23 protein-coding genes are annotated in these 23,161 nt (G+C 65.5%); 11 read left to right on the forward strand and 12 right to left on the reverse strand.

The genetic code is table 11. From position 1 onward, the window contains the following. Positions 1–26 precede the first annotated feature (26 nt). On the forward strand, positions 27–1,271 hold the full coding sequence (locus tag EPN51_RS28540; RefSeq protein ID WP_293049231.1) for an alpha/beta hydrolase: 1,245 nt from the start codon (positions 27–29) through the stop codon (positions 1,269–1,271). Here the strand turns inward: EPN51_RS28540 and EPN51_RS28545 are convergent. From EPN51_RS28545 to EPN51_RS28560, 4 genes are read right to left on the reverse strand one after another with little or no spacing between them, the layout of a single operon-like run. Next, positions 1,258–2,952 carry an ABC transporter family substrate-binding protein gene (locus EPN51_RS28545; protein ID WP_293049232.1) on the reverse strand — a complete coding sequence of 565 codons (1,695 nt, stop codon included), beginning with the start codon at positions 2,950–2,952 and terminating at the stop codon, positions 1,258–1,260. The two genes, EPN51_RS28540 and EPN51_RS28545, sit on opposite strands and share 14 nt — an antisense overlap. After that, positions 2,945–4,780, reverse strand: a complete 1,836-nt coding sequence (locus EPN51_RS28550; RefSeq protein ID WP_293049233.1) for an ABC transporter ATP-binding protein — start codon at positions 4,778–4,780, stop codon at positions 2,945–2,947. Before EPN51_RS28550 ends, EPN51_RS28545 begins: the two co-directional genes overlap by 8 nt. Further along, the gene (locus EPN51_RS28555) at positions 4,777–5,652 is read right to left on the reverse strand and encodes an ABC transporter permease (RefSeq protein ID WP_293049269.1); all 876 of its coding nucleotides are present in this window, start codon (positions 5,650–5,652) and stop codon (positions 4,777–4,779) included. The genes EPN51_RS28550 and EPN51_RS28555 overlap by 4 nt, the downstream gene beginning before the upstream one ends. 47 nt (positions 5,653–5,699) lie before the next feature. Then, positions 5,700–6,677, reverse strand: coding sequence for an ABC transporter permease (locus tag EPN51_RS28560; protein WP_293049234.1), 978 nt, complete (start codon positions 6,675–6,677; stop codon positions 5,700–5,702). A 177-nt stretch (positions 6,678–6,854) separates the two neighbouring features. Here EPN51_RS28560 and EPN51_RS28565 point away from each other — a divergent pair, with 177 nt between their 5' ends. From EPN51_RS28565 to EPN51_RS28580, 4 genes are all read left to right on the forward strand, one after another. Next, positions 6,855–7,346, forward strand: a complete 492-nt coding sequence (locus EPN51_RS28565; protein ID WP_293049235.1) for a carbonic anhydrase — start codon at positions 6,855–6,857, stop codon at positions 7,344–7,346. 198 nt (positions 7,347–7,544) lie between these two features. Then, positions 7,545–8,474, forward strand: coding sequence for a sulfate adenylyltransferase subunit CysD (gene cysD / locus EPN51_RS28570; protein WP_293049236.1), 930 nt, complete (start codon positions 7,545–7,547; stop codon positions 8,472–8,474). Further along, complete coding sequence (cysC, locus tag EPN51_RS28575; RefSeq protein ID WP_293049237.1) at positions 8,474–10,324, forward strand: adenylyl-sulfate kinase; 1,851 nt, start codon at positions 8,474–8,476, stop codon at positions 10,322–10,324. Before cysD ends, cysC begins: the two co-directional genes overlap by 1 nt. Before the next feature lie 58 nt (positions 10,325–10,382). Further along, positions 10,383–10,868: an RrF2 family transcriptional regulator gene (locus tag EPN51_RS28580; protein ID WP_293049238.1), complete on the forward strand. Its 486-nt coding sequence runs from the start codon at positions 10,383–10,385 to the stop codon at positions 10,866–10,868. 316 nt (positions 10,869–11,184) lie between these two features. Here EPN51_RS28580 and EPN51_RS28585 read toward each other — a convergent pair whose 3' ends face one another. From EPN51_RS28585 to EPN51_RS28610, 6 genes are all read right to left on the reverse strand, one after another. Beyond that, positions 11,185–11,598, reverse strand: a complete 414-nt coding sequence (locus EPN51_RS28585; protein WP_293049239.1) for a hypothetical protein — start codon at positions 11,596–11,598, stop codon at positions 11,185–11,187. A gap of 100 nt (positions 11,599–11,698) precedes the next feature. Then, positions 11,699–12,760, reverse strand: coding sequence for a phosphotransferase (locus EPN51_RS28590; protein WP_293049240.1), 1,062 nt, complete (start codon positions 12,758–12,760; stop codon positions 11,699–11,701). Next, positions 12,761–13,249 (reverse strand): nitroreductase/quinone reductase family protein, encoded by a 489-nt coding sequence (locus EPN51_RS28595; RefSeq protein ID WP_293049241.1) that lies wholly within the window; start codon positions 13,247–13,249, stop codon positions 12,761–12,763. Next, entirely contained in the window at positions 13,246–14,301 is a 1,056-nt protein-coding gene (locus EPN51_RS28600) for a hypothetical protein (protein WP_293049242.1), read from the reverse strand. The genes EPN51_RS28595 and EPN51_RS28600 overlap by 4 nt, the downstream gene beginning before the upstream one ends. Next, positions 14,298–15,113: an SDR family NAD(P)-dependent oxidoreductase gene (locus tag EPN51_RS28605; RefSeq protein WP_293049243.1), complete on the reverse strand. Its 816-nt coding sequence runs from the start codon at positions 15,111–15,113 to the stop codon at positions 14,298–14,300. Before EPN51_RS28605 ends, EPN51_RS28600 begins: the two co-directional genes overlap by 4 nt. A 118-nt stretch (positions 15,114–15,231) precedes the next feature. After that, complete coding sequence (locus EPN51_RS28610) at positions 15,232–15,885, reverse strand: TetR/AcrR family transcriptional regulator C-terminal domain-containing protein (protein WP_293049244.1); 654 nt, start codon at positions 15,883–15,885, stop codon at positions 15,232–15,234. A gap of 355 nt (positions 15,886–16,240) precedes the next feature. Here EPN51_RS28610 and EPN51_RS28615 point away from each other — a divergent pair, with 355 nt between their 5' ends. From EPN51_RS28615 to EPN51_RS28635, 5 genes are read left to right on the forward strand one after another with little or no spacing between them, the layout of a single operon-like run. Beyond that, positions 16,241–17,107, forward strand: coding sequence for a hypothetical protein (locus tag EPN51_RS28615; protein WP_293049245.1), 867 nt, complete (start codon positions 16,241–16,243; stop codon positions 17,105–17,107). Positions 17,108–17,156: 49 nt separating this feature from the next. Then, complete coding sequence (locus EPN51_RS28620; RefSeq protein ID WP_293049246.1) at positions 17,157–18,803, forward strand: PEP-utilizing enzyme; 1,647 nt, start codon at positions 17,157–17,159, stop codon at positions 18,801–18,803. Next, on the forward strand, positions 18,800–19,612 hold the full coding sequence (locus EPN51_RS28625; RefSeq protein WP_293049247.1) for an SDR family oxidoreductase: 813 nt from the start codon (positions 18,800–18,802) through the stop codon (positions 19,610–19,612). Before EPN51_RS28620 ends, EPN51_RS28625 begins: the two co-directional genes overlap by 4 nt. Before the next feature lie 57 nt (positions 19,613–19,669). After that, the gene (locus tag EPN51_RS28630) at positions 19,670–20,092 is read left to right on the forward strand and encodes a nuclear transport factor 2 family protein (RefSeq protein ID WP_293049248.1); all 423 of its coding nucleotides are present in this window, start codon (positions 19,670–19,672) and stop codon (positions 20,090–20,092) included. 49 nt (positions 20,093–20,141) lie between these two features. Next, positions 20,142–21,224, forward strand: coding sequence for an AraC family transcriptional regulator (locus EPN51_RS28635; protein WP_293049249.1), 1,083 nt, complete (start codon positions 20,142–20,144; stop codon positions 21,222–21,224). 86 nt (positions 21,225–21,310) lie between these two features. Here the strand turns inward: EPN51_RS28635 and EPN51_RS28640 are convergent, their stop codons facing one another. Then, a complete protein-coding gene (locus EPN51_RS28640; protein WP_293049250.1) occupies positions 21,311–21,700 on the reverse strand; it encodes a VOC family protein in 390 nt (129 codons plus the stop codon). 58 nt (positions 21,701–21,758) lie between these two features. Continuing rightward, entirely contained in the window at positions 21,759–22,172 is a 414-nt protein-coding gene (locus tag EPN51_RS28645; protein WP_293049270.1) for a VOC family protein, read from the reverse strand. A gap of 66 nt (positions 22,173–22,238) precedes the next feature. Here EPN51_RS28645 and EPN51_RS28650 point away from each other — a divergent pair, with 66 nt between their 5' ends. Further along, entirely contained in the window at positions 22,239–23,117 is an 879-nt protein-coding gene (locus EPN51_RS28650) for an LLM class flavin-dependent oxidoreductase (protein ID WP_293049271.1), read from the forward strand. Positions 23,118–23,161: the final 44 nt, after the last annotated feature.

Below are 23,161 nucleotides of genomic sequence, written 5' to 3' on the forward strand. Positions count from 1 at the left end.
AATGGGACCATGGCGGTCCGACTGGAATGACGATGAACGCGAAGCGGAGCCGGGTGCAGGAGAAGCTGGCGGAATTGCCCGGCGTGCGCGCCGTGCGCCGGCCGATCTCGCCCCAGAGCGCCGAAGAGTTCGATCTGTACTACGTGCGCACGGGCCGCAAGTCCACCCACCCGCTGGTCATCATCCCCGGCGGTCCGGGCGTCGCGTCGGTGCAGATGTACAGGGGATTGCGGAGGCGCGCCGCGGCGGCAGGTCTCGACGTCATCATGATCGAACACCGCGGGGTGGGGATGTCGCGCCACGACGATTCGGGTGCCGATCTGCCCCCACAGGCGATGACCGTGAATCAGGTTGTCGACGATGTGGCGGCGGTGCTCGACGACGCCCACGCGGGTTCGGCCGTCATCTACGGCGCGTCCTACGGCAGCTATATCGCGGCCGGAGTCGGTGTTCACCATCCCGATCGGGTGTCTGGGATGGTGCTGGATTCGCCGCTGCTGTCGCGGCACGACATCGTGGTCGTGCGCCGGGCGATCCGCCGGCTGCTGCTTCGGGGCGACAGCCCCGAAACCGCCGCGTTGGCACCGAAAATGCGCAGACTCGTCGACGCCGGTGTGATGACGCCCTCGGCAACACAGGTCGTCGCGACAATCTACGGCTTCGGTGGGGCCGACTTGCTCGAGCGGCAACTCGATCTGTTACTGGAGCGCCGAAAACTATTGTGGTGGACGCTGTCCCGGTTCACCACCCTGAGCAACCTGCCGTACCGGTATGAGGAAGATCTGGTGAGCCGCATCGCGTTCCGTGAACTGGACTACGCGGCCGAGCCCGATGGCCTGCCCCTCGATCCCGCAGTGGCCGAAAGCGAAGCCCGCACGCGGCGAGTGACTTTCGAGGATGAGCCCTATGACCTGCCCGCCGAAATGCCGAATTTCGGCTGGCCCACCGCGGTGATTTCCGGGGGCCGCGATCTCATCACCCCGCCGGCGGTGGCGGACCGCGTCGGGTCGCTGCTGCCCAATGCGGCACTCTTGAGCCTGCCCAGCATGGCGCACAGCGCGCTGGATTTTCGTGAGCCCGTCGCGTTCGCCGCCGCCGACGCGGTCCGGCGCGGCGATCTGGACGGGCTTGCTGCCCAAGCCCCGGCGCTGGACGCGCTTCCGCTGCGCCCCGAGATGCGTCTGCTGTGGAAGTTGATCGAAACGGCGGCCGCCGCCGAAGGGGCGCTGCCGATCCCGACGCGGCTGCTGCGGCGGCTCAGCTTCGCGTGAATCCGATGGCGGTGTAGTTCAGGTCGCCAAGACCGGCCGCGCCGAAGTTGGCCAGCGTGCTGCGCACCGCGATGTCGCCGGGCGATTGGGTGAGCGGAAGGCTGAACCCCTCCGCCCAGATGAGCTTGTCGAGGTGGTTGGCCAGCGCCCGCGCCCGGTCGGGGTCGAGCTCTTGCAGTGTTCGTTCGATGGCTGCGTCGATCTGCGGGCTGCCGATCTTGCCGAAATTGCTTTCCCCGTCGGATTTGTAGATCTGGGTCAGCGCCGAGAGCGGGAAAGCGTCGCCGAGCCAACCGAATTGGGCCATATCGAAGGCTCCGACGTTGATGTAATTGGTGAAGAAGCCGCTGCCCGCGCGGGCGATAAGTTCGAGCTTGACGCCGATTTGAGCGAGGCTGTGCTGGGCGATCTGCGCGAACTGCCTGCTGCCTTGGGCGTCGTAGAACAAATCACGAATGACCAGCTGCCGACCGTCCTTCTCCCGGAACTGGCCGACCCGCTTCCAGCCCAAGGCGTCAAGCTCGCGGTTGGCCGCGGCCGGGTCGTAGGGAACCACCGAGCTGTTGTCCTGGTAGCCCTTCTGCCCGGCGACATAGATGTGATTGCTCAATGCCACCGGGTCGGTGGTGAGGCCGTATTGGACCACCTCGGCGATGGTCTGCCGATCGATGCCCTTGGCCACCGCGACCCGCAGCGCCTGATCGGCCAGGATCGACCCCGGGGCTCCGTTGAACGTGAAGTGAGACCACGCGGGGGCGGGGGCGCGCCGGATCGTGATTCCCTTGGTCCGCGCCGCGATGGTCAGTTGATCGACCGTGCCGACCCCGGTGGCGTCGATCGTGTTGTTTTGCAGCGCCGGCAGCCGCGCGGCGTCGTCGAGAACCAGGTAGGTGATGCTGTCCAGGCGGGGCCGCGGACCCCACCATTTCGGGTTGCGGCTCAACATGATCCGCTGGGTTGTCCGATCCAACGACGACGCGATGAACGGGCCGGCCGACGGGCCCGGCCCCTCGAGCTGGCCCTTGTTGAATGCCTCCGGGGTGGCCGTCATGCTCTTGGGCAGCAGCATTCCGTTGCCGGCGAACATGCCGCGCCACTCCGCGTATGGCTTGGCGAACGTCATGATGGCCTGCCGGTCGTCGACGCCGCGGGTCACCGAGGCGACGCGGTCGGCGCCGCCGGGCCCGGCGATCTCGAAATTCTTGTCAGCGCCGCTCAAAGCGTGGATCTGGCTGGCGATGTCCTCCCAGGTGATCGGTGTGCCATCCGACCAGACGGCCTTGGGGTTGATCGTGTAGGTCACCACTTGCGGTGCGGTGCCGGTGAGTTCGACGCTGGTGAAGTAGTTGGTGTCGACCGCCGTCGAGCCGTCCGGGCCGATGATGAAGGCACGCGGCAAGGTGGCCTTCATCATCGCGGCGACCTCGGCCGAGTTGCCGTCGATGTGCAAAATGTTGAAGTTCGGCGGGAAGTCGGTGAGCGCGAGTCGCAGGCTGCCGCCGTCTTGCAGGGTGGCCGGATCGCGCGGGTTGATGTCGCTGGTCGTGCCGATTTGCGCGTTGTGCCCGGTTTCGGGAATCACGTTGATGGCCGGCGAGCAGCCCGACAGCACCAGTGCAATCGCGAGAAGCGCCGTCACGAACCGGGCGTCGCGACGTGGCTTGTCCGCCCGGCTAGACACGTTTGCCCGGATCCGGTTGCGGTACCGCGTTCAGCAGCCGCCGGGTGTATTCGTGTTGTGGATTGTCGAAGACCTGCCGGCTGTCACCCTGCTCGACGATCGAGCCGGCGTGCATCACCACCACGTGGTGGGCGAGGTGCTTGACCACCGAAAGGTCGTGGGAGACGAACAGATAGGACAAGCCGAAGAGCGCTTGCAGGTCGAGCAACAGGTTGATGATCCCGGCTTGGATGGACACGTCGAGCGCGGAGACGGGTTCGTCGAGTGCCAGGATCTTGGGCTGCAGTGCCAGCGCACGCGCGATGCCGATGCGTTGCTTTTGCCCGCCGGAGAACTCGGCGGGGTAGCGGATCGCGTCGGCGCGGCGCAGGCCCACGATGTCGAGCAACTCGGCGACGCGCGCGTTGGTGCGGGATTTGTCGAACCCGTTGGCGCGCAGGGGTTCGGCGAGGAGCTCGAACACCGGTAGTCGCGGGTCCAGCGAGGCGACCGGGTCTTGGAACACGACCTGGATGTCGCGCCGCAGCGATCGTCGGCCGGCTGAGCTCAGCGTGGTGACATCGGTGCCCAGCACCTCGATCGTTCCCGATTCGGGCCCGGTGAGTTCCAAGATCTCGTGCAGCGTGGTCGATTTGCCCGAACCGGACTCGCCGACGATGCCCAGGGTGCGGCCCTGCCGCAACTCGAAGCTGACGCCGTCGACCGCGCGGACCTCCCCGGCGCTGCGGCGCAGCACGCCCTTGGTCAGTCGGTAGGTCTTGGTCAGGTCGCGAACCCGCACGACGACCGACGCGTCGGTGGATTGGGCCGAATGGGCTTTCGTGCTGACGCCGTAGATGTCCGCGGCGCTGCGCCCGTCGACCTGATCGGTGCGAATGCAGGCCGCCCGATGGTCGGCGCCGACGGACAGCAATTCCGGCTCCTCGAGCCGACATTCGTCGATGACCAGCGGGCAGCGTGGGGCAAAGGGGCAGCCGCGATCCAGGCCGACCAGCGACGGCGGCGCACCGGGGATCGGCACCAACCGGGTGCCCTGCGCGGCGTCGAGCCGCGGGACCGAGCCCAACAGCCCGACGGTATAGGGCATTCGGCGATCCCGGTAAAGGTCGTGCACTTCGGCGGATTCGACGACCCGCCCGGCGTACATCACCAGCGCCCGGTCGGCGAACTCGGCGACCACGCCGAGGTCGTGCGTGATGATGAGCACCCCGGCGCCGGTGATGTCGCGCGCGGTTTTGAGGACTTCGAGGATCTGCGCCTGGACGGTGACATCCAATGCGGTGGTGGGCTCGTCGCAGATCAACAAGTCGGGGTCGTTGGCGATCGCGATCGCGATGACCACCCGTTGTCGTTCGCCGCCGGAGAGCTCGTGCGGAAACGCGCGGGCGCGTCGCTCGGGCTGCGCGATACCCACCAGCTCGAGCAGCTCCACCGCGCGGCGGCGGGCCGCCTTCTTGCCCACCCGCGGCTGGTGGATCTCGATCGCCTCGGCGATCTGGTCGCCGACGGTGTACACGGGCGTCAGCGCCGACATCGGATCCTGAAACACCATGCCGACCGCCTTGCCGCGGAACCGCGACATCGCATCGTCGCCCAGGCCCAGCAGCTCGGTGTCGTGCAATCGGACCGAGCCGCGCACCTGCGCGTACTCGGGCAACAAGCCCACGACCGCCATCGCCGAAACGGACTTGCCCGAACCTGATTCGCCGACCATGGCGACGACTTCCCCCGATTCGATGCGGTAGCTGATGCCGCGCACCGCGGTCACCGGGTCGCCGCCGGTTCCGAAGGTCACGGCCAAGTCGCTCACCTCGAGCAGCGGGCTCATCGGCGGCCGCCTCGCATCAACGCGCTGCCGGGATCCAGCGCGTCCCGCAGACCATCGCCGGTGAGGTTGGCGCACACCAAGATCAGCACCAGCACCCCGGCGGGAAACAGGAACACCCACGGAAAGGTGGTCGCGGATTGGGTGCCATTGGCGATCAGGGTTCCCAGCGACACATCCGGTGGCTGAATACCGAAACCCAGGAAGCTCAAGCCGGTTTCGGCCAGGATGGCCGAGGCGACGTTGAGAGCGGCATCGATGATCAGGATGGATGCCACGTTGGGCACCACATGCCCGACGATGATGCGACGGCTAGATACACCCATATACCGTGCGGCACGGATGAATTCGCGCTCACGCAAACTCATGGTCATGCCGCGCACCATCCGGGAACTGACCATCCAGCCGAAGCCGGCCAGCAGCAGAACGAGCATCAAGACATTGGCCGAGTCCTTGGTTCGCGGCGTCACGATGGCGATCAGGATGAAGCTGGGCACCACCAACAGCAGGTCGACCACCCACATCAGCACGCGGTCACGCCAACCACCGAAATAGCCGGAGACCGACCCGACGGTGGCGGCGACGCCGGTGGAGATGACCGCGACACAGACACCGATCAGCATCGACTTCTGCATTCCCCGCAGGATCTGCGCCAACAGGTCTTGGCCCAGCGCGTTGGTGCCCAGCCAGTGACGCGCGTTCGGCGGCTGCAGCAACGCCGTGAAGTCGAGGTCCTCGTAGGAATAGGGCAGCACCGCCGGCAGCGTGTAGCAGCCGACGAACAACAGCACCAACAGCGTCAGCGACGCCACCGCGAACCGGTTGCGCGCAAACCTGCGTAACACCAGCGTGCGGCGCGACGTGAAGTCCGCCACTTCGGGGCTAGAAAACCCTTGGGCGCCATCGACATTCGCCTGGGAAGTCATGACACACGGACCCGCGGATCGAGGGCCGCGTAGAACACGTCCGAGAGCAGGCCGGCCAGCAACACCACCGCGCCGGAGAACAAGGTGATGGCCGCGATGATGTTGGTGTCTTGCGTCGCGATGCCCTGCACCAGCCATTCGCCCATGCCGTGCCAGCCGAAGATCTTCTCCACGAACACCGCCCCGGTGACCAGCCCCGCCACCCCGTAGGCGAACAGGGTGGCCAGCGGGATCAGCGCGGTGCGCAACCCGTGCTTCACCAGCGCACGACGGCGGGTCAGCCCCTTGGCGCGCGCGGTGCGGATGAAATCCTGACCGAGGACATCGAGCATCGCGTTGCGCTGATAACGGCTGTATCCGGCCGCGGCGACCAGCGCCAGGGTCAGCGACGGCAACACCAAATGCCGTAACCGGTCGAGTAACCGCGCACCGGCCCCACCGGACACACCCGGTGAGGTCTCCCCGGTGTAGTCGAAAATGTTTAGGCCCACGGCCCAGTTCACCCGCAGCGCGGCGAGGATCAACAGGCTGGCGATGACGAAGGTCGGGGTGCTGAGGACCAGCAGCGCCACCATGGTGACGACCCGATCGCTGAGTCGATACTGCCGAATGGCGCCCCACGCCCCGGCCGCGATGCCCGCGATGGTGCCCACCAGCGAACCAATGATCAGCAGGCGCAGCGTTACTCCGACGCGGCGCCCCAGTGACGCTCCGACGGGCTGCCCGGTGATGGTCGTGCCGAAGTCACCGCGGACGGCGTGCGAAGCCCAGTGCGCGTAGCGGATCGGTATCGGCTCGTCCAGACCGAGCGTGTGGGCCTTGGCGTCGATCACCGTTTGTGGCGGTCGCGGGTTGCGCTGCAAGAGGCTGTCCAGCGGCTTGAAGGCCACCGATGTCAGGCAAAACGTCAAAAACGATGCCAGCGCCAGCAGCACGACGTAGTTGAGTAACCGGCGTGCCAGAAACCGAGTCATGCCTGTCCGGGCAGCCCACGTCGCATTGGGACAGGTTATCGAGCCGGCAGCATGGCGTCGCGGCTACGGCGCCCGGCGCGTTCGGTGATCTTCCGATCTGGTTGATTCTCATGCGTGAATCGCGTGTGATCGATTGTTAGGATCCCAAGCGACCGCGACACTCCCGAGGAGGCTTGCGTGACGGTTACCGAGGATTACCTGGCCAACAACGCCGACTATGCGAGCACCTTCACGGGGCCGCTACCGATGCCGCCGAGCAAGCATGTCGCCGTCGTCGCCTGTATGGACGCCCGGCTCGACGTCTACCGTCTTCTCGGGATCAACGAGGGGGAAGCCCACGTCATCCGCAATGCGGGCGGAGTCATCACCGATGACGTCGTGCGCTCGCTGGCCATCAGCCAACGACTGCTGGGAACGCGGGAGATCATCCTGATTCACCACACCGATTGCGGGATGCTCACGTTCACCGACGATGACTTCAAGCGCGGCATCCAGGACGAGACCGGGGTCAAGCCGCCGTGGGCGCCCGAGTCGTTCCCGGATGTGGCCGAGGATGTCCGGCAGTCGCTGCGCCGCATCGAGGGCAATCCCTTCGTCGCCAAGCACGGCTCCGTGCGCGGATTCTTCTTCGACGTCGCCACGGGCAAGCTCAACGAGGTCACGCTGTAATCGGCGGTTGGCCGCGGTCGTAACGCCACGGCGAAATATCGCGCGGATTTTGGCCGCGCCGTTACCTGCGCGGCCTCCCCGGGCCCGGTAGCTCGCCCTTTCACACCTCAGGTTGACAGCGCCAGCGCTAGCTGGTCTCATATATCGCTAAGATGCTAAATATGGCCGGTTCTACCAGGTTTTAGCGCGAAGGAAGCGATGACCAGCGATCTGAGGACGGCCCCCGCCGTCGGACAGTACGAATTAAGCCATCTGCGCTCGCTGGAGGCGGAGGCGATCCACATCATCCGGGAGGTGGCCGCCGAATTCGAGCGGCCCGTGCTGCTGTTCTCGGGCGGCAAGGACTCCATCGTCATGCTGCACCTGGCGCTGCGGGCGTTCCGCCCCGGTCGGTTGCCGTTCCCGGTGATGCACGTCGACACCGGACACAACTTCGACGAGGTGATCACGACCCGCGACGAGTTGGTCAACGAGCACGGGGTGCGCTTGGTCATCGCCTCCGTCCAGGAAGACATCGACGCCGGGCGGGTGGTCGAGCCGCGCCAGGGGCGCAACCCGATTCAGACCGTGACCCTGCTTCGCGCCATCCGGGAGAACACGTTCGACGCCGCGTTCGGCGGAGCGCGCCGCGACGAGGAGAAGGCGCGCGCCAAGGAGCGGGTGTTCAGCTTCCGCGACGAGTTCGGTCAATGGGATCCGAAGGCGCAGCGGCCCGAGCTGTGGAACCTCTACAACGGCCGGCATCACAAGGGCGAACACATCCGGATCTTCCCGCTGTCCAACTGGACCGAGTTCGACATCTGGTCCTACATCGGCGCCGAGAACATCGCACTGCCGTCGATCTATTACGCGCACCGGCGCAAGGTCTTTCGTCGTGACGGCATGCTGCTGGCGGTCGACCGCAACATGCAGCCCAACGCCGACGAGCCGGTGTTCGAGGCGTCGGTGCGTTTCCGCACCGTGGGGGACGTCACGTGCACCGGATGTGTGGAATCCGAAGCCGCCACCGTCGACGAGGTCATCGCCGAGACCGCGGTCTCCCGGCTCACCGAACGCGGGGCGACCAGAGCCGACGACCGGATCTCGGAGGCCGGCATGGAAGACCGCAAACGACAGGGATACTTCTGATGGCCCCGCCCACCACGCTATTGCGCCTGGCAACTGCAGGTTCCGTCGACGACGGCAAGTCCACCCTGATCGGTCGCCTGCTGTATGACTCCAAAGCCGTCATGGAAGACCAGTGGGCGGCGGTGGAGCAGACGTCCAAGGACCGCGGTCACGACTACACCGACCTGGCGCTGGTGACCGACGGCCTGCGGGCCGAACGCGAGCAGGGCATCACGATCGACGTCGCCTACCGCTACTTCGCCACTCCCAAACGGAAATTCATCATCGCCGACACCCCCGGCCACATCCAATACACCCGCAACATGGTCACCGGGGCGTCGACCGCCCAACTGGTGATCGTGCTCGTCGACGCGCGGCACGGCCTCTTGGAACAGTCCCGCCGGCACGCCTTCCTGGCGTCTCTGTTGGGTATCCAGCACATCGTCCTCGCCGTCAACAAGATGGACCTGATCGATTGGGACAGAGAGAAATTCGAGGCGATCCGCGACGAATTCCACGCCTTCGCCGCACGACTGGATGTGCACGACGTGGCCACCATCCCGATTTCCGCGCTACACGGCGACAACGTGGTGACCAAGTCGGACCAGACGCCCTGGTATGAGGGGCCGGCGTTGCTGTCACACCTCGAAGAGGTGTACATCGCCGGTGACCGCAACATGGTCGACGTGCGGTTCCCAGTGCAGTACGTCATCCGCCCGCACACCCACGAACATCAAGACCACCGCAGCTACGCGGGCACCGTCGCCAGCGGTGTCATGCGCGCCGGCGATGAAGTCGTGGTGCTACCGGTCGGCAAGCACACCCGGATCACCGCGATTGAGGGGCCGAATGGTCCGGTGGAAGAGGCGTTTTCGCCGATGGCCGTATCCCTGACCCTCGCCGACGAGATCGACATCTCGCGGGGCGATCTGATCGCACGCACCCACAACCAGCCCAGGGTCGCGCAGGAGTTCGACGCGACGGTGTGCTGGATGGCCGACGGCACGGCGCTCGAGCCCGGCCGCGATTACGTCATCAAGCACACCACCCGCACCACGCACGCAAAGGTGACCGCGCTCGATTACCGGCTCGACGTCAACACCCTGCACCGTGACAAAACCGCGACGGCGTTGAAGCTCAACGAGCTTGGCCGCATTTCGCTGCGTACCCAGGTTCCCCTGTTGCTTGACGAGTACACCAGGAACCCCAGCACCGGTTCGTTCATCCTCATCGACCCGCACACGAACGGCACGGTGGCGGCAGGGATGGTGTTGCGCGACGCGTCGGCACAGGCGGCTAGCCCAAACACCGTGCGGCACAAGCCATCAGCGATCGCCGAGGCCCGGACCCCGGGTAAGACGGTGTGGTTCACCGGTCTGTCCGGTTCCGGCAAGTCGTCGGTGGCCGTGCTGGTCGAGCAAAAACTGCTCGAAAGCGGCGCTCTGGCTTACGTTCTCGACGGTGACAACCTGCGGCAGGGTTTGAACGCCGACTTGGGCTTCAGCATGGCAGACCGCGCCGAGAACCTGCGCCGGCTCGCGCATGTGGCGGCGCTGCTCGCCGACTGCGGCAACGTCGTGCTGGTCCCGGCGATCAGCCCGCTGGCCGAGCAACGCGAATTGGCGCGCAAAGTGCACGCCGAGGCCGGCTTCGACTTCATCGAGGTGTTCTGTGACACCCCGATCGACGAATGCGAAAAGCGTGACCCCAAGGGTCTGTACGCGAAGGCGCGCGCCGGTGAGATCACGCAGTTCACCGGCATCGACAGTCCGTATCAGCCGCCGGTCAATCCCGACCTGCGGCTCACCCCTGACGGCACCGTCGAGGAGCAGGCGCAGCGGGTCATCGACCTGCTCAAATCGCGCGGCTAGCCTGCCGGTCCAGCCCGGCTGCGCAGAAATGCTCACACCGGGTGGCACAATCCTGAGAGTGCGCATGTCAGCGAAGGCGGAGTACGCCGTGCGGGCGATGATCCAGCTCGCCACGGTGTCGGACGGGACGCTGGTGAAGACGGACGACTTGGCCCAGGCCCAGGGCATCCCGCCGCAATTTCTCGTCGACATCCTGACCAACCTGCGCACCGACCGGCTGGTGCGCAGCCATCGTGGTCGCGAGGGTGGCTATGAATTGGCCCGTTCCGGAAGCGACATCAGCATTGCCGACGTGTTGCGCTGCATCGATGGACCACTGGCCAGCGTCCGCGACATCGGACTCGGCGATTTGCCGTATTCGGGACCCACCGCCGCGCTCACCGACGTCTGGCGGGCGCTGCGCGCCAGCATGCGATCCGTGCTGGAAGAAACGACCCTGGCCGACGTCGCTGCCGGCGGGCTGCCGAAGCATGTCGCGCAACTGGCCGATGACTATCGGAAACAGGAAAGCCAGCGGCACGGCACGGCACGCACCGGCGACTAGGAGCTCATACAGCATCGGCTGCGGATGCGTCGCCACTTTTACCGTCAGCGGTGTGGCGGCCGAACCGCTGACGTGACGCATTCTGCCTGTCGTCAACCACGCCGTTTACCGTGGCCGTCGCGCGCGTTTCGTGGCGCCCAGGTGGCCAAATACCGGGGCGTAAAATATGCCGGGTGGGGCGGCACACACCGCAGTAATGACATTCACCGCAACTGAGGCGGTGGCCACCCATGTGGGTTCGAACTCGGGCCGGCCCACGGCGTATAGGTCGGCAGCACGTCGAGAGTCAATCGGGCGGAAGGCCTTCCGCTAAGCGCTATCTGCCACATGCAGTTGTGCTCGGGTGGAAGTATCCCTTGAGTCCCTTTTCGACAAACCACAACGTGTCCAGGCGCATGGACTCTCTGCCGTCGATGATGCCGCGCAGCCACTCGGCGTCCAGCTGTGCCATGTCGGAACTCAGCGGCGCATGAAGAACGACGTCAGCCTCGATCGCGCAGATGTCGTCGGGATTGTTTGTCACCAAGACCCCCACCGGGTCCCGGCCGATAAGTTCCCCGGCATCGGAGCCGTCCTTATCAGGGTTGTATACGTAGACACCCGCCACTTCCAGTTTGGGATCGTCCAGGGTCTGAGCGAGCTGAAATGAGCCGATATTTCCCGTCGCACATGAATCATTCTGTGTCGCATCGTATTTCCGTGCTGTCGTTGTTGCGGCAGAAAGCGGCACAAAAAGTGCCTGTGAAATTCGGGTTCGTGATGTTCGGGTTCGCCGGCGTTTGCGCCATGGGATGACCGAGGAGAGCAATGCCGTGGGGCGCCAGCATCGTTCAGCTGGTCAGGTCGAGCGCTTGCTGGGCGTAGCGGTGGAATGCTGCAAGATAGAGTTCCTCGCCACGCGGGTTGACCTCGACGTGGATGAACGTGCCGACGAATCCGAGCAGTCCATAGACCGCGTAGCGGGCGTAGTCACGGAGACAGTCGTCCCACGAGTAGGTCGTCACTCCGAGGGCCTGCAGACGCTTGTGGTAGCCGCGAAGCAATTCTTGTTCGTGCGCTCGTCGCTCCTCAATGGACAAACATCCGCCAAGATAGAAGCCGGCATCGACCAGCGGAGGGCCGACTCTGGCTGTCTGCCAGTCGAAAACGACGATGCGGGACGGTGCTTCGCCGAAGAGCATGTTGTCGAGTCGATAGTCGCCGTGCTGGACGACAGTCGGCCCAGACCAGGCGTCGAGCCAGGGCACCGCTTGCGGGATCACCTGCTCGCACAGTGCGATCTCATCGGCACCCAGCGCATCTGCGAAGCGGTCGAGGAAGGGCTGCAGCGCCGACGGGAACGTCTCGCTGAACATGCGCCAGCGTGCAGGCGAGAGCCAGGTGGTTGTCGACAGTGCGGGGCTATTCCACAGTGGTGCTTGCAGTTTGGCGAGTTCGGCCAACGCGAGCGCGGCGTCGTCGACGGTTCCGCCGGTCACCATGTCGCCCACCCGTAGCTCGGGCTGATCCTCGAGCAGCAGGGTGAACGCGCCGTCAGTCACATCGATCGCACCGGCGATGCAGGGCGGCGTCGCTGCGGTGACCTGTGGGGCGATCTCGCGGTAGAAGCGTACTTCGGCTTCGTAGAAGCCCATCGCGTGTCCGGCGGCGCGCGCGCTGGAATCCTCCGAGGCGACCTTCACGATCAACGAACCTGGTGCGTTTTCACTATCCGAGCTGTATGTCGGTGTCAGCCTGAGCACGCGGCTCATCTGACCCGTGCCGATGGCCTCCGAATCGAGCGCTACGACGGCTGAAGACCCAAGGCGCCCCGCGTCATCCAGGACCGTGTTCAACCAGTCCGGGGTGAGGTTGTCGAGAGTGCGGGCGATCGGTGGTGTGACGACGGACATTCAGACGACCTCCAGGATCATGACCGGGAAATCGCGGTCAGTTCGTGTCATGTAGGCCTGCCAGGCCGGCCACATATCGATGAGCCGCGGCCACAAGGCCGTGGCCTCCTGCGCGGTCGCACGCCGGGGCCGAACCTTGGTGCGGCCGCCGCGAATGTCGACCGTGACCTCGTCGGGTCGGGCCAAAACGTTGTGATACCAGGCGGGATGCTTGGGCGATCCACCGTAAGAGGCGACGACGACGAGCTTCGCCTCGTCCTGCAGGTAGATCATCGGCGATTCGCGAGGTTGGCCGGTCTTGGCTCCCCGGTGATGCAGGATCAGCAGCGGCGCCCCGTCGAAGGTGCCCATGAGGCGACCGCGGGTGAGCTGAAAGACCCGCACGTGAGTGGCTGTGACCACCTTCTCTATCCGCCACGCCCAAGTGCCGTGCTGCGCTGTCGGGAACGTCGAGGTGACCCAGCCCCAGAATCCCTTGTAGTGCTTCATGCCAGCCATCGCGGATTCGGCGGAAGGATGCTGTGCTCGAACTGCCCCACACCGCGCTCACCGGTCTCTTCGATGACCAATTCGCCGAACGTCTCGTAATCGTTGAGACGACTTTCGGCGTCATCCTCGCCGAGCATCCTGAGCTTGGCCACCCAGCGCGACTCAGGCATCGCAACGTGGATCACGTCGCCGTCCTCGAATTCGATGCGCCAGCGCGCCGGACACCGCGCGCCGCTGGGCGCGGCGAGATCGCCCGGGCCCGGCGCCGGCACGCAGCCAACGATGCGCCGACAGCCCTCGGTGGTCGACTCAAAACCTCCGACCCGGTCGATGTCCCGCTCGATTCCCAGCGGGCTGAGATCGAAGAACCCGGTGACGTTCATATTCCGCTCCGGGAACTGCAGGACCAGCCAGAAATGCAGCGCCGCACTGATGTCGGCCGGGTACGTCCAGGGCGCCGCCCCGGCAAACCGATCCGACCACGTGTGATCGCGATGCGCGATGGCGTCGATCGTCCGCACCTCGCCCGCACTCGGACCGCCGCGGATCTCGAACGCCCCCGCCACGTTCATCGCCTGCTCGTAGTGACCGCCATGAATACCCGCGGCCGGCTTGAGCCCCTCGAGGGGGCTGCCGCCGACGCAATCGTCGTAATCGAACGTTACGTGGCGGGCGGTGTACGTCAGGTCAAACGCGAAGCGAGGGCAGTCAAGTCGCACGACGATGCACCTGTAGGGTTCGACCACTTCATAGGTCATGTGCCCGTCGGACCACTGTGTGTCGCCGGGCGCCAGCCCGCCGGTGGACTTGCCCAGGTAGACCTGCTCGACCCCGTCGATCACGACATAGGCGGCAAAGCGCCCGTAGCCGCGGTTGGGGCAGATGTGGTTGTGGATCAACCCCCAGATTCCGCGCTCGGGGTCGATGAGGCTCAACCACACGGTGTCGCCGAAGAGACGGCCGTCGGCCTCGGGCGGCGGTGAGTGCAGGCCTTCATCGGCGGGGGTGCGGTAGACGGGGTGCTGTAGTCGGGTAACCGCGGCAGGGTTCATCGGTAGCTCCTTGGAAGGCCGAAGAGTATGGCATCGGCCAGATTTGACGGCAGGCCGCGCAGGCCGATGAGCGGAAGTCCGGCCGCGGGCACAGCCAACGGACGTCGTCGTCCCGACTCAACCGCGGCGAGGATCTTGGCCGCGATGACATCAGGGGCATCGGCGGGTATGGCCGATAGCCGCCGCGCGGCGGGACCGGCGACCGGGTCGGCGTCATTCTCACGGATGAGTTCGGTGTCGACGCCGCCGAGGAGAACGGGAAGAGCCCGCACACCAGTTCCGCGCAGTTCGCGCTGCAGGACCCTGGTGAGGTGGGTGAGAGCGCCTTTGCTCGTCGAGTAGGCGCCGATATTGCGCAGCGCCATCTCGCCGGCGAACGACGACACCGCGACGATCACTCCCCGATGGCGGGTGATCATGCTGGCCGCCGACGCTCGCGCCAGCTCTGCCGGTGCCAGCAGATTCGCGGTCAACGTGTCGCGAAGGCCTGCGGCGGACAGGGTAGCCAACGCGCCGGTACCCATCATCGCGGCGTTGTTGATCACAACATCGAGGGGCCCGAGATTCGCCTCGGCGGCGGAGATCACCCCGGCAACCGCGTCGAGGTCGCGCAAGTCGGTCGGGATGCTGCACGCTCCGAGCTCCCTGGCGACAGCAGACAGCCGATCCGACGGTCTCGCAAGCACGCTCAGCCGGGCTCCGCGCTGGGTCGCCTCGCGGGCGAGGGCAAGGCCGATTCCCCTGGTTGCCCCGGTGATCAGCACATGGGCACCAGCTAGGGGAAACGGGGAGGCGGCGCCGATGGCGATCATTGTGGACACCATACACATTGAAAGTGTGGGGTGTCCACTATCGTGTTTTCCGCCCGGAGCCCGAGGTCGGCTTGCGGGATACACGGTCGTGAAATCGACAGGGGCAACCGCTAAGTCGTCAGGCCGGCCTGACGCAAGCGCCGACACTGTTCAGCAGACCTTCGAGCCCATCGCGGAACTGGTCGCGCCGGGAGCCCTCGGAAAATTCGGATTCGGCGCGGCTGATTGCGGGGTAGGTAGCGGCGTCGATCGACGCGATCGCCGGCGGCAACTCATTGGCTTCTCGGGCCGCCCTGGCGGTACCGTGCAGCGCTGCGCCCAGGGTGGACCATTGCAACATCGCCAGCGTCGTCACCGCCTGATGCGCGCTGACCCCGTCGGCCTCCATAGCCAGCAGAGCGGTCTCAGCGGCACGCAGCATCGTAGGGGCACCGGTCGTTCGCTGGAGCATGAGCTCCGCCATCCCGTGGTGCTGGACCATCAAGTCCCGCAGCGCGACGAACAGTTCGACGAGTCCGGCCCGCCAGTCGAGATCTCTCGCCATCTCCGGCAGCATCGACAGCACCGAGTCTGCCATCCGGTTAAGCAGGTCTTCCTTATTGTCGATATGGCGATAGAGCGCCATGGGAACGACGCCAAGGCGCTCACTGACGGTCCGCATGCTGACGGCGGAGAGGCCCTCTTCGTCGGCGATATCGAGTGCTGCGCCGACGATCTTGTCGACGTCGACAATTCTCGGTCGCGGCATCTCAGCTCCCACCGCCGGACTCAAACCTATTGTGTAGAGAGTACACATACAGAGCGTGTCGGCAGGGTCCCGGTTGCGACCTCGGCCTGCCGGCCGACCCTGCGACTTCGCCGGCGCGACGCTACACGTTGTCGGTCCGGCGCGGCCACTCTGTGAATACGTGCGACGTTGCAGAGAAGAGATTCCAGTCTGATCGTGCAAGCGCCTGCCCGCAGCGGCGCACCGCCGAGCCCGAGATCAGTCGCCCGGGCCGCACACCCGGTGATGTCCGAAAAAGCAAAGTTTTCGTCTCACCCGGCCCTGTCGTTGCGTCCAGATCGTCCCTAACGTGCGTGTCATGCCGGATACCGATAGCAGATGGGGCCCATTATCGCGACCGGTGCACCAACCGGGCGAGGTCGACACCCTCGAGCAGGTCGGCCTGCCCTGGCGGGACAACGCATTCTTCGCCTGGTGGGATCACCACCGATCGGTCTACGGGATCGTGCATGTGTCGACGTCACTCAACGGTGGCGGACTGCGCGCGCGTTGTGCGCTGCGCATCGGCGACCGTGACCGTGAGATCGTCGAGGATCTGAGCGTCGGGACCTTTGACAGCGCGTCGATTCGTGTCAGGCTTGATGGCCGGATCCTCGTGGAACACCACGCGATGGGACTGGACCTGATCATGACACCGATGTTCGCCACGGTGGATTTCACGACCAACCGATCGGTTCCTAGTCTCACCGAAGAGTTTCCGGTGCACCACTACCAGCGAGGGTTTCACGCGGAAGGCACCGCCACCCTCGGCGGGGAACGCCGCGACTTCAGTGGTGTCGGCTGGCGGGACCGAACCTGGGGCTACCGCAACGAGTCGGCACAGTGGGTGGAGTACTTCTACGCCAACTTCGTCATGCCCGACTGCGCGATCGGTCTGTGGAAAGCATTGGGCGCCGACGGCAAAAAACGTGCATTCGCCTGGCGTGTCGACGATCACGGCCAAGCAACTCTCGGCGACTTCACCTTCGCCCGTGACGGCGCGGGCTTGTTCAGCGACGCCGCCATCGACCTCGGAGGGCAGACCGCGTGTTTCGAGAAGATAGAAACCACCGCAGGCTGGTGGCTGCCCATGGGTGCACGTCAGACCGGTCCCACCTTCGCTGCCTGGGACGAGTGGTTCACCGTGCGCACGGGCGACGGCGACGTTGTCGGCGCGCTGGGTGAATACGGCTGTCTGCGACAGGTCTTGGGATGCGTACCAGCGTGAGGTGCGATTGGGCTGTTCCCCACCAGCGCAACCAGATTCGGCCGGCGGCATGACGGACGGCTCTCAGCTGGATCCCGGCGTCGACGTCGTCCATGGAGTCTGGGACGACCGCTCCTGGTGGAGCACCTCGAATATGGGCGAAGCTGTTCCGGGCGTGCTCACGCCACTGAACTGGACATTCTGGAGTGACAGCAGCGAACATGCGTTGCGCCGCGCCTTCGCGTCGTTCGGGGCGCTGGAGACCTCACAGGTCGAGGTGCCGCAGCAGCCGCAGCTGCGCATCATGGGGGTATTCCACGGCCGACTCGCCGCCAAGGTCAGCTTCCTCGGCGCGATGGGCGACCGACTGCCCGGGACGAGCGGCGCAGCGGTCGCCGAGCAGATCCTGGGCACCCTGCCCGACGACTTCGTTTCACATCCCTCCCTGCGACGCCTGCCCCACATTGCGGCACGACTCCCGGGTATTGCGCTGCGGGCGCCGGGCAATGTCCGGCGGCTCACCGCCGACACTGGGCAGTGGTGGTCCAAGGCCGTGCATCGACAGTTGACGCTCGAGGGCGCCCGAAAACAATTCAGCGAATGCCTGGCACGGTTCGACGACTGCATGACCGCCCACATCCAGTGCGTGTTCGCCGCGGTTCAACCGCTCTACGATCAAGTGCAGCGGCTGGCAGATTCTGTGGGCGATCCCGCATTGGCCGACCAAGTGCTCACCGGCCAAGGCATGCACGCTGAGCTGGACATGGTCAACGACATCTGGGAGATGTCGCGCGGCCGCCTGGAGCTGACAGCGTTCCTGGACCGGCACGGCTACCACGGGCCCAACGAAGGCGAGATCTCCAGCCGAGTGTGGCGAGAAGATCCCGAGCCTCTGGCCCGCATCGTGGGTTCCTATGCGGCGCAGCCGGAGTCAGAATCACCCGCGTCAATCGTCAGTCTGCGCATACAACAACGACGCGAAGCGGAACACGAGCTCCTGGGCCGGCTCACTGCAGCCCGGCGGGCCGCTGCCACAGTCGTCTTACGCTTGGCTGCCCGTAACGTTCCGCTTCGCGGAGTAGGCAAAGTGGCCTATTTGCAAGTCCTCGACGTCGCGCGCGCCAGCGCCCGGCAGATCGGCGCAGAACTTGAACGGAAGAACGTGATCGGATCTGCCGATGACGTCAGTTTTCTGACCGCACATGAACTGCTGACCGTGTCTACACCGCTACACGCTGCCGTTACTGCCCGACGGGCCAAACACGACGAACACCTCTCGGTGATGCTTCCCCGGTCATGGTTCGGTCGGCCCGAAGTGACCATCGGATCGACAGCCGGTGCAGACCGTCGGGGCCTCGTGATCCGCGGCATCGGGGCCTGCGCGGGGGTTGTTGAAGGCCGTGCCCGCGTAGTGCTGGATCCGACCTTTGAAGACGTCGACAGCGGTGAGATCCTCATCGCACCCTTCACCGACCCCAGCTGGGCTTCGGTGATGTTCACCTCCGCAGCTCTCGTAGTGGATATCGGCGGAGTCCTCAGCCACGCCGCCGTGGTGGCACGCGAACTCGGTGTCCCATGCGTCATGGGGACTGGCGACGGCAGTCGTCGTGTCCGAACCGGAGATTGGTGCCGAATCGACGGGCACGCCGGCACGTTGGAGATTCTTCGACCGGCCGACGCTGCTAGGACCGCCGAGTCGAGGAGTTCAGGTCCGTGACGAGACACTCAACGCCTGCGATCGACCTGACCGACACCCACGTCGTCATCACCGGGGGCAGCCGTGGGATCGGACGCGCATTGGCCGATTGCCTGGCTGTTCGTGGCGCCAGGCTAAGTCTGATCGGCCGGGACAAGGAAACCCTCGATCGAGCGGCGGCGGACACCGGCGCACTCCCGATCGTGGCGGACCTGGCCGACATGAGTGACGTCGAACGAATCCTGCCTGCGGCCCGTGCGGCGAACGGTCCGGTCACCGTCCTGGTCAACAACGCCGCGGTGAACATTCCTGGGCCGCTGGCCACCTGCGGCCGCGCGAATCTGCGCGACCGGCTCACCACCAATCTCCTGGCTCCCTTGGAACTCACCCGCGATGCACTGCAGGACATGCTGGCCCACAAGCGCGGCTCTATCGTCAATATCTCGTCGCTGATCGGCGACATGGCGGTGCGCAACGTGATCCCTTATGCAGCAAGCAAATCGGCGCTGGGCCTCGCCACACGGGCGCTGCGCCGCGAATTGAAAGGGACCGGGGTCACTGCACAGCTCGTCGTCTTTGGCGCGGTGGACACCCAGATGTACAACGAGGACACTTTCATCGATCCCATCGCGGGCCAAAGCGCAGCGCGGCTGGGAAAAATCTCTCCGCAGTCACCGGTGTCCGCCGCCCACGCCATCACCAAGTTCCTGGGCACTGGCAAAGAGGTCCTCGTCGTCCCGCGAGTTGTCCACCCGGTGCACGGCCTACGATTCCTGCCCACCCGACTGGCTGATCTGCTGCTCATCGGCATTCCGCGAAGCGTGCCCTGACACCGCCTGGGCCCGCACCCACCGCAGCAGCACCGCCAACGACATCAAAGGAGAACGATGAATAAGGTGCCAGTCGCCGACCGCCTCGAGATCCAGGAGGTCGTGGCGCGCTACGCATTCCGGTGCGATACCAAGAACTACGGCCAGGTGGCGGCACTCTTCACCGAAGACGGCACCTGGGATGAGACCGTCATCGGAATGCCGCTCTGTGAAGGTCGCGCGGCGATCCACAATTTCTTTTGTGGCATGGCTGACAGCTCCCTGGAATTCCTCATTCACCTCGGCGGTAACCACCAACTGACCAGCTACACCGGACACTCCGCCAGCGGAACCTCGCACCTGCACGTGAAAGGAATCTTCGGCGGCCGCAGCATCGAAATCCTCGGGTACTACGCCGACGAGTACGAGAAATACCACGACGAGTGGCTGCTGCGGCACCGCCGACTCGTCGAGATCGCGCCGTCGGTCGGTTTGAGCTGATCAGCTCAAACGAAAGGGGAGCTGAGAGCGGGTGCTTTAGAGTTCCGCTGTGGTGGTGCACCATCCGAGTTGGGACTACCCACGCGGAACTTCGGGTCTTCGCGTCCTAACCGAACTCGCCGACGAGCATGGGCTCTCGCCTTATGCGCTGCTCGCCGGTACCGGGTTGACCCTCCGCGACATCAACGGACCCGAAGGAGTGGTGGCGGCCGGCCAGGAGTTGGCCGGCGTGCGCTGGCTGGTTCAGGCCACTGGCGACGAATCCGGCTGGGGAGCGCTGGCCGGCAGCAGACTGCGTCTCGGCATGCTGGGCGTCTGGGGCTACACGATGCTGCTGTGCCCGACTCTGGCGACGGCGATCGACGTGGCGATGCGCGTCGGCCCGGGACGGCTGGCGTGGACCTTTCTCCGACCCCATGTCGACCGGGTGGGTAGGGACCTTCATCTCACCTATGACGACGACGAGCTCCCCAGTGACCTTCGGGAATTTCTCACCGAGCGTGATCTGGCAGCCACCGCCTGCGCGCTGCGAGCGATCACACGCAGACAGCGATTCCCGATCCAGATCTCCACGGCGCTAAGCGCTGAACGGCGGCGGGGGCTCGCGGACACCGTACCTTTCGCGAAAGTTGTTCGAGGCGAGAGCCATACATTGATCCTAGGTGAGCGCCTTCTGCAATCGACCCTGCCCTACGGAGACCCGCTGAGCGTCGCCGCCCAGGAACGGGAGTGCGAACGCCTCGCCGAGCAGCGTGCGCGCCGAACCCCAGCCGCAAGTCGAGTACGCGCGTCGCTACTGCTGAATCCGGCGTGGCCGACCCTGGAAGAGATCGCCGCCGACCACCATCTCGACACCCGGACACTGCGGCGACACCTCGACGCCGAGGGTACGAGCTTTCGCGAAGTTCTCGACGACACTCGCCGGGAGCTGGCACTAACGCTGCTAGACGGCGGAGAACTGAGCGTGCTGGCGATCGCCGATCGACTGGGTTACGCCGACGCCGCCGTATTCACCCGAGCGTTCCGACGCTGGACGGGAACCTCGCCCGGACGGCACCGACAACGGACGCGAGAAGCGCTGGGGCGCAGTGCGAATGATTCGGTATCGGCGTTCCGGAAAGGACAAACGTAAGACCCCGCAAAGGGCGCAGCGGCCCGCTGCGCTCCACCGCCGAGAACATCATCGCAGACGGACTACTAGCAACGGTCGGAGAAACGTCAGCCGCCCGAGCCGTAGGGGCGCGTGAGGATCTCCATGGCGTGCCCCGAGGGATCGAGGAAGTAGACGCCGCGCCCGCCGTCCCGGTGGTTGACCTCGCCGGGCCGCTTGGCTCCCGGGTCCGCCCAGTGCTGCAAATCGCGCGATGTGATCTTGCCGTAGATGGCGTCGAAGTCGTCCTCGGAAATCAGGAACGCGTAGTGCTGTCGCCGGATCTCCTCGCCCTGGGGGGCGTCGGCGTAGTCCAGGCTGGCGCCATGTTCGAGTTCGACAACCATGAAGTGGCCAAACGGCTTTGGGCTGGGCAGCCCGAACAGCTCGGCGAGAAACTCGGCGGATTCTCGCTTGTCGCGTGACGCGACGATGGTGTGGTTGAAACTGATGGTCATAGTTCTGTCCAGTCAACCACCGGCAGCCCGGCGCGACAACGCCAGAAGAGCCTTGGCGCTACTTCGGCGCCGTCAACTCCAGCGCGATGTTGTCGGGGTCGCGGAACTCCAGGATGAATGACGGCCCGATGTCCTTGACCGGCTCGTGGGCAATCCCGAGTTCGTCGAGATGCGCTGCCGCCGAATCTAATTCGGCTTTGCTGGAGAGCCGGAACGCAATGTGGTCCAGTCCGACGCGATCCTCGTCGAAGCGGTCAGCGGCGACGGGTCGCAGCCCGAGTAGCGAGCCGCCGAGGTCGTAGATGACACCGCCGAACAGGAAGCTCAACTGATTGCGGGTGGATTCGTCGGCGTTGTCGGGGACCTCCAGTAACACCGGCCAGCCGAACACGCTCTCGTAGAACTGCCGTGACCGCTCGATATCGGTCACGGTCAGCCGGACATGCGCGATGGAAGTGCTGGTGAAGTCCACTTGCTCCATGTTTCCACTGATGGGCTGCATGTTAACTATGCCAGAATCGCCGTCGTGCGGATTGCGATGACCATGCCGGTGATGGAACCGGATCTGGATGCGGCGGTGCTCGAGACCTGGGCGCGCACCATCGACGACGGCCCGTTCTCGTCACTGTGCTGGGGCGAGCGCATCGCCTTCGACAACCCCGACAACTTGACGTTGCTGGGCGCACTGGCCGCCTGGACCAACCGGGTGCGGCTGTTGACCACGGTGATCGTGCCGCAGCTGCACGACCCGGTGATGCTTGCGAAGGGTCTGGCGACGGGTGATCTGCTCAGCGGCGGCCGGTTGACCGTGGGCGTCGGGGTCGGCGGCCGGCACGAGGATTATCACGCCGTCAGCGCCGACCCGGCGACGCAGACGATGCGCGGCATGGCCGAACGGGTGGCGGTGATGAAGCGCGTGTGGGCGGGGGAGAAGATCACCGACGCGGTGCTGCCCGTCGGGCCGGCGCCGGTGCAGCCCGGCGGCCCGCCGCTGTTGGTCGGCAGTATCGGGACGAAAGCCATCCGCAGCGCCGCGGCATGGGCCGACGGGCTGGCCGGCACCACCCTCGACCTCGGCGTCGCCAAGCAGAACGAGCTCTTCGACGTGGCGCGTGACGCGTGGGCGCAGGCCGGCAAGCCCAAACCCCACCTGATCACGTCGTTTTGGTTCGCCTTCGGGTCGCCCGAGGGGTCCCGCGCCCAGATGCACCGTCATCTACGGCGCTATATGAACTGGATACCGGCCGAATACGTCGACGCCATGGCGCCGACCACCGGCTGGGCCGGTAGCGAAGACGAGCTGCTGGACGTGTTGCGCAAGTTCGAGGAGATCGGCACCGACGAGGTTCAGCTCATCCCGACGAGCTCGGATGTCGATCAGCTTCGCCGCGCGGCCGGCGTGGCGGGGCGGCTGTAGCTCGCCCCGGCTCGGAACGGCCGGCGGGCGGCACAGGGTGAATT

Source organism: Mycobacterium sp. (assembly GCF_004298145.1).
GTDB lineage: Bacteria > Actinomycetota > Actinomycetes > Mycobacteriales > Mycobacteriaceae > Mycobacterium.